General features: G+C 70.7%; 9 protein-coding genes. 3 read left to right on the plus strand and 6 right to left on the minus strand.

Going from position 1 to position 6,216, the window contains the following annotated elements; all coding sequences use genetic code 11:
• Positions 1-11: 11 nt before the first annotated feature.
• The 4 genes from HK415_RS23660 to HK415_RS23675 are packed head-to-tail and all read right to left on the minus strand — an operon-like array spanning position 12 to position 3,028.
• A complete protein-coding gene (locus tag HK415_RS23660; RefSeq protein WP_171563812.1) occupies positions 12-599 on the minus strand; it encodes a thiamine pyrophosphate-dependent enzyme in 588 nt (195 codons plus the stop codon).
• Entirely contained in the window at positions 596-1,135 is a 540-nt protein-coding gene (locus HK415_RS23665) for a thiamine pyrophosphate-binding protein (RefSeq protein WP_171563813.1), read from the minus strand. Before HK415_RS23665 ends, HK415_RS23660 begins: the two co-directional genes overlap by 4 nt.
• A complete protein-coding gene (locus tag HK415_RS26745; RefSeq protein ID WP_216370090.1) occupies positions 1,136-2,056 on the minus strand; it encodes an NAD(P)-dependent oxidoreductase in 921 nt (306 codons plus the stop codon).
• A gap of 36 nt (positions 2,057-2,092) precedes the next feature.
• Entirely contained in the window at positions 2,093-3,028 is a 936-nt protein-coding gene (locus HK415_RS23675) for a hypothetical protein (protein ID WP_171563814.1), read from the minus strand.
• Positions 3,029-3,187: 159 nt separating this feature from the next.
• Here HK415_RS23675 and HK415_RS23680 point away from each other — a divergent pair, with 159 nt between their 5' ends.
• Together HK415_RS23680 and HK415_RS23685 are read left to right on the plus strand one after the other, a co-directional pair.
• Positions 3,188-3,427 carry a DUF2630 family protein gene (locus tag HK415_RS23680; RefSeq protein ID WP_171563815.1) on the plus strand — a complete coding sequence of 80 codons (240 nt, stop codon included), beginning with the start codon at positions 3,188-3,190 and terminating at the stop codon, positions 3,425-3,427.
• A gap of 83 nt (positions 3,428-3,510) precedes the next feature.
• Entirely contained in the window at positions 3,511-3,669 is a 159-nt protein-coding gene (locus HK415_RS23685; RefSeq protein ID WP_171563816.1) for a hypothetical protein, read from the plus strand.
• On the opposite strand, the gene HK415_RS23690 is transcribed toward HK415_RS23685, so the two are convergent.
• Both HK415_RS23690 and HK415_RS23700 read right to left on the minus strand, forming a co-directional pair.
• Positions 3,666-4,043, minus strand: a complete 378-nt coding sequence (locus HK415_RS23690; protein ID WP_171563817.1) for a DUF4186 domain-containing protein — start codon at positions 4,041-4,043, stop codon at positions 3,666-3,668. The genes HK415_RS23685 and HK415_RS23690 overlap by 4 nt on opposite strands.
• A 25-nt stretch (positions 4,044-4,068) precedes the next feature.
• On the minus strand, positions 4,069-5,613 hold the full coding sequence (locus HK415_RS23700) for a radical SAM/SPASM domain-containing protein (protein WP_253262393.1): 1,545 nt from the start codon (positions 5,611-5,613) through the stop codon (positions 4,069-4,071).
• A gap of 194 nt (positions 5,614-5,807) precedes the next feature.
• Here HK415_RS23700 and HK415_RS23705 point away from each other — a divergent pair.
• Positions 5,808-6,216, plus strand: a 409-nt coding sequence (locus tag HK415_RS23705; RefSeq protein ID WP_171563819.1) for a DUF3597 domain-containing protein, incomplete at its 3' end; no start/stop codon positions are given.

Raw genomic sequence — 6,216 nt, forward strand, 5'->3', positions numbered from 1 at the left:
TGGCCTGCCGGTCAGAACGGCGGCAGGCCGAGCGCGGCGCGGAAGCGGTTCTTCAAATACACGCCGTCGCGCGCGGGCAGCACCTTGGGCAGGTCGGCGGCCGCGATGCGCACCTGCGCGAAGCTGCAGCCCTGGCGCGCGTGCACCCGCTGCGCCAGCGCGTCCACCTCCTGCAGCTCGCGGATCTCCGCCGCGTGCGCGATGCCGCAGGCGCGTGCCACCGCGGCCAGGTTGGTCCCCAGGCTGGTGTGGCTGCGCTGCATGCCGGTCTCCGCGTAGTGCCCGTTGTCGAGGACGACAAGCGTGAGGTTGGCCGGCTGCTGCGCGGCGATGGTGGCCAGCATGCCCAGGCCCATCAGCTGTTCGCCGTCGCCGGTGACCACCAGCACGCTGCGCTGCGGCTGCGCGATGGCCAGGCCGAGCCCGATCGCCGCGGCGCCGCCCATGGCGCCCCACAGGTAGAAGTTCTCCGGCCGGTCGCCGGCGGCGAACACGTCCCAGGTGGACGAGCCCAGCCCGGTGACCACCAGCGCGTCCGGGCAGCGCGCGACCAGCTCGCGCACGAAGGCGCGCCGGTCGAGGCCCTGCTGCTGCGTCATCGCCCGCCCTCCCACTTCTTGCGGCCGATCAGCTTCTGCGACAGCAGCACCGCCACCGCCTCGCCGCCGCGGAAGGCCGCGTCGAAGCCGGCGGCGACGGTCTCCGCGACCTCGTCGGGACTGTCGGCGCGCATCACGCGCACGCCCATCGCCTGCAGCGTCGCGGGGACGGCGCGCGCCATCGGCACCTGCCAGGGATTGAACTCGGCCCACTCGCCGCGCATGGTCACCAGGCAGAACAGCGGGAAGCGGCAGTTCTCCACCAGCGACAGCATGTTGATGCAGTTGCCCACGCCGCTGCTTTGCATCAGCAGCACCGCGCGTTCGCCGCCCAGCCAGGCGCCGCAGGCGGTGGCGACGCCTTCCTCCTCGGTGCTCAGCACGATGCCGCGCATCCCGGCGTCGGCATGCACGCGCCGGATCAGGTGGGCATGGCCGGCATCGGGCACGTAGGCCACCTGCCGCACGCCGCCTTCCTTGAGGATGGCGAAGATCTGGTCCTGCCAGGGGGCAGGGGTCGCGTCGTCAGCAGCCATTCACTGTCCGAGCCGCGCCTTGGGCGCGCCCGCCAGCTCGCACCAGACGTCGGCCATCGCCGAGAAGTCCTTGCCGCCATAGCCGCGCGCACGCGCGGTGCTGTAGGCCTCGCGCGCCGCGGCCGCCGCCGGCACCGGCGTGCGCACCGCATTGGCCGCTTCCACGATCAGCGTCAGGTCCTTGTGCGCCAGGTCGATGGTGAAGCCCGGCTCGATGTCGCCCTGGAGCACCTTCGCGGGCCAGGCGATCTTCAGCTGCCCGTTGGTGGCGGTGGTGCCGTGGATCACGTCCAGCGTGCGCTCCAGCGACAGGCCGAACTTCTGCGCCAGCGTCAGCGCCTCCGCATTGAGGTGGCAGGACACGATGGCCAGATAGTTGTTGACCAGCTTCGTGCGCGTGCCGGACCCGGCCGGGCCGCAGTGGTAGATGGCGGTGCCCATCGCCTCCAGCACCGGCTTGACGCGCGCGAAATCGCGTTCGGACCCGCCCACCATGAAGAGCGACCCGCCGCGGTCGGCATGGCTGGCCAGCCGGCCGACCGGCGCGTCGACGAAGGCCAGGTCCTTGCGCGCCGCCGCCTCGGCGACCTGGTCGGTGACCTCGGGCGCCACCGTGCTCATGTCCATCACCAGCGTGCCGGGGGCCGCATGCGCCAGCACGCCGGCCGCACCGGCGACCACCTCCAGCACGACGGCGGAGTTGGGCAGCATGGTGATCACCAGGTCGGCGCCGCGCACCGCATCGGCGATGCCGTCGGCGGCCCGTGCGCCCGCAGCCACCAGGTCGCGCACCGGTTCGGGATTGACGTCGTGCACCGCGAGCGCGAAGCCCTTGCGGCACAGGTTGAGCGCCATTCCGCGGCCCATGCGGCCGAGGCCGATGAATGCGATGCGCGCAGGCTTGCGCTTGTCTTCGGCCACGTCGTTCCTCCGGTGAGCTGTCGGCGAGAGGGTTCCTTATAGCGGAAGGGCCAGCGCGCTCAAAGGGCGGAAACCAACATTCACGACAGCCACCGGACCCTCACGCCGCGCGTACGGACTCCGTCGCCCCCGGCTGCCCATCGTGGCCACCAGCAGGTAGCCCTGGCCAGCCGCGAGCCCCAGCGCGAACAGCGCCCATGCCGGCGCCTGCGGCAGCCAGGCGGCGACGCTGAGCATCGCCAGCGCGCTACCGCAGGAGGTACCAGCCAGCGCGGTGCCGAAACGCAGGTGCGAACGCTGCAATTGCGCGTTGCTGGAAAGCAGGCGGCACCAGCTTCCCGCCAGGGCCGCCAGGACGCCCACGCTCCAGAATGCGGGCGTGCCCGCAACGCCGGCCTGTCCGGCCGAGAGCAGGCCCATGAAGGAAGGCAAGCCGAGCAGGACGGTCAGGACCACGGCGGTCACGGTGACGCGACGGTACTGGCGTACGGCATCGAAGCTCCCGGCGGTCGACGCCATCGCTCGCGCGCACCTGACCCGCATGGGAAGGCGGGGGCCGGCAGGGGGTGTCGCTGCGACCTGGGGCCTCGCCACGCGCCCGGGCGCCGGCATGGGAGGTCGCGCTGGCCGCTGCCCTGGACTCTCGCGCTCTGCCTGGGTCCATCCCGCGACGCTGGCCAACCACACGAGGTTGAGGAGCGCACCGAGCCACGAAAGCACCACCGTCAGCAAGTCGCTTCCGCCGGGGAACGAGTCGCAGGCCGCGCAGCGGCGCACCGCCCCCATGAGGACAAGGCTCCACGGCAGCCCTGCGGCCAGGCTCGCCACGAAGCCGAAAAGCCTCTCGAGGCCGGACGGCGTCCACGGGGGTGCCACCAGCGTCACGAAGGCGCAGGCGGCGAGGAACAGCACATAGAGCAGCAGGACGCCGGTGGCTACCGGGCGGGACTTCCGCGGGATGTCTTCAGGCAAGCTCTCCCTCCTCCATCCGGTCTTGCCCGGTTGCCAGCAGCAGGATGCGCATCACTGCATAAGGTACCACCGCCCGGCAGGGGCTCCCGACGAGGGCGCCCGCCCCACACTCCCGCGCGCGAGGGCGTACGATGCATGCTCCCGTCCATGGAGCCACTCATGAGCGACAGCGACGAATCCATCTTCGCCCGCATCTCCGCCCTCGTCGCCGAGGAGCACAAGTTGCGCGATGCACCCGCGGCGGCCGACGCAGGCGGCCCGCGCCTGAAGCAGCTGGAGGAGCAGCTCGACCAGTGCTGGGACCTCCTGAGGCAGCGCCGGGCGCGCCGCGAGTTCGGCCAGGATCCCGAGGCGGCGGCCGTGCGCGACGCCGGCACGGTGGAAAACTACGAGGGCTGAACCCGCGCGATGCATCACTCGGCGGACCAGCTCGACACCCTGTGGGGGCGCTGAAAAGCGCGGACCCGGCGGAGCGTACGAAAGTGCTGCAGCGCTACTCCAACCCCGCCATGCGCGGCGCGCTGCCGCAGATCGTGTGCGACGACGCGCATGCGCAGGTACTGAGCGTGCCCACGCCCGACCACCCCGGCCGCCACGTGTACGTGCGCAAGCCGGGCGGTGCCTGGTCGGAACAGCACTAGCGCATCTTCAACGACGCAGACGCCGGCTGCCCGCGCAGCCAGCGCTCGATCGCCGCCACCGCATGGGCCTGCTGCTGCGCATCCAGTTCGCGGCCGGCCGGGATCCCGTGCCATTTCGCCAGGCAGCCGCGGCGGCAGCAGGTGGCGGTGGCGTGCTGCGCGATGAACACCGGATGGCCGCGCATCGGCGTCTGCTTGCCGTCGTTGCGCGGCTGCGCCGGCGCCAGGCGCTGCGCCACGAAATCCGCCGCGTGCGAGAGCACCACCGGCAGCCCCTTGTCGCGCAGGTAGGCCTGCTCGCGCGGGCCGAGCCGGAAGCGCCGGCGGAACGGCGAGCGCGCCAGCGCCGCGAAGACGTCGTCCAGGTTCCTCACTCGGGCAGTGTAGGGAGGACACAGCTCAGCGGTGGCTGGCGCGGCCATGTGCGTCCCCGTCCGACGTGCTGAGCTCCGCCGCTCCTGCTTCGCCCGGCCCGTCCTTGCGGGACGCTGAGTCAACACAGGGGAATGCCATGAGCAAAGCCACGATCCACCTGCCGGCAGAGGACGATCCGGCCCAGCCCGGCAAGAAGCAGGACCGCAAGACGCAGTGCGACCAGACGCAGGCCTCGCCCAGCGCCGGCCGCGTGGGCGGAGCCGGCGCGCGCGCCGAGCGGCCTTCCGAGGGCAGCCGCAAGCTGCCGGACCTGCCCCAGGTCGGGCGCGGTGCCAAGGCGCCGTCCGCGTCCGGGTCAGGGTCCGAAGAGCAGGCCACGCCGCACGAGGTTAAGGCATCACCTCCACGTACTCGTACACCTCGCAATCCGTGAGCTGGCGGCGCACCGGCACCGGCAGGCGGTTGAACCAGGCCTGCGGGTGGTGCCGGTCGATCTCCTCGCCCAGGAAACGCACCAGCTCGCAGATCGGCTCGACCACGTTCTCGCGGTAGCGCGTCGTTCTGGACGTAGGCCCGGTGCAGGTTCTTCATGCAGTTGCCGCGGCACCAGGCGAAGGCTTCGCAATCCTCGCAGGGCATGGTCTGCGCGTGCTGCAGCGGGCTGGCCTTGAGCCAGTTGTCCTGCACGCTTCCCATGCGCATGGCCGGCTCGTACAGCATGTCCGGGCAGGGGAAGACCTGGCCGTCGGGCATCACGTTGAGCAGGTGCGATGACACGCGGCACTGCGTGCGGCCGCCATAGAGTTCCTGCGCGCGCCCCGGGAAGAGCTTGTTGCGCACGATGCCCATCAGCGGAATGACGGGATACAGCGTCTCCGTGCTGGCGAAGAAGCGCTCCACCAGCTGGCGCAGCACCGCCTTGCGCTTGTCCACGCCGCCGTCGCCGTACATCTCGTCGGCGACGAACTGCCAGTACAGGTAGTCGAAGGGCGAGTCGTCGGCCAGCAGCGCATCGAGTTCCTCGAAGCGGGTGTCGGCATTGCCCCAGGTGACCCGCGCGGTCACCGTGCCGCCGAAGTGTTCGTGCACCACCCGCAGGTTCTTGAGCACCTGCCGGTAGATGCCGCGCCCGCGGTAGCCGTCGGTGGTGGCCTCGCCGCCGTCGATCGACACCAGCACGTTGGACAGCCGCTGCAGCATCCACTCGGGCACGTCGTCGATCAGCGTGCCGTTGGTCTGCAGCTGGAAGCGCCAGTGCGGGAAGCGCTGCATCACCTCGGCCATCATCGGCCGGTTGAGCGTCGGCTCGCCGCCGTAGAAGGTGACGTACACCTCCTTGCCCGCCAGGTGGGTGGCGGCGAAGGCGGCGAGTTGGTCGATGCTGTAGGCGACCTGGGTCTGGGAGCCCAGCACGTCACCCACGCCGAGGGAGCAGTAGCTGCACTTCAGGTTGCACTTGAGCGTGGTGAGCAGCTGCAGCTCCACGCGGTGTCCGGCGATGGCCGGGGCTGCGGAGCGCGCCAGGGGTTGCGCGAAGAAGATCGGGGATTCGGAAACGGAGGAAGCCATGTCACGGGAAATGCAAGCGGGACAGGCTTATAGGCCGGGACTGCCGCGCAGGTGTTGATCTCGTGCAAGGAATGCCGCCACTGTCGAGTGGAACATTCCGACACACCCGCGGCGGTCTGCTTGTGGCCTGATACCCGCGCGGCGCGCAGCCAGCCGCGGGCGGGACGCGCGCGGCATTCAACGGGAGGACTCACATGGGCTTTTTCAGCAAGATCCTGGACAAACTCGGCTTCGATGCCGGCGCCGGCAAGGTCGAAGAGATGCTGCGCACGCCAGTACCGCCGGCCCAGCCGAACACCGCCACGGTCGGCGCGGGCCCGGCTGCGGGTGCTGCGCCGGTCTCCACCGTGGACGTCACCGCGCAACTGGAACAGAAAGCAGCCGCCAGCGGCCAGAAACTGAACTGGCGCACCTCCATCGTCGACCTGCTCAAGCTGCTGGACATCGACAGCAGCCTGCAGGCGCGCAAGGAACTCGCCACCGAGCTGGGCTGCCCGCCCAACCTGATGGCCGACTCGGCCCAGATGAACACCTGGCTGCACAAGGCCGTGATGCAGAAGCTCGCGGCCAACGGCGGCAAGGTGCCGGCCGAACTGTTGACTG

The sequence above is a fragment of the Ramlibacter montanisoli genome, from assembly GCF_013087525.1.
Taxonomy (GTDB): Bacteria; Pseudomonadota; Gammaproteobacteria; order Burkholderiales; family Burkholderiaceae_C; genus Ramlibacter; species Ramlibacter montanisoli.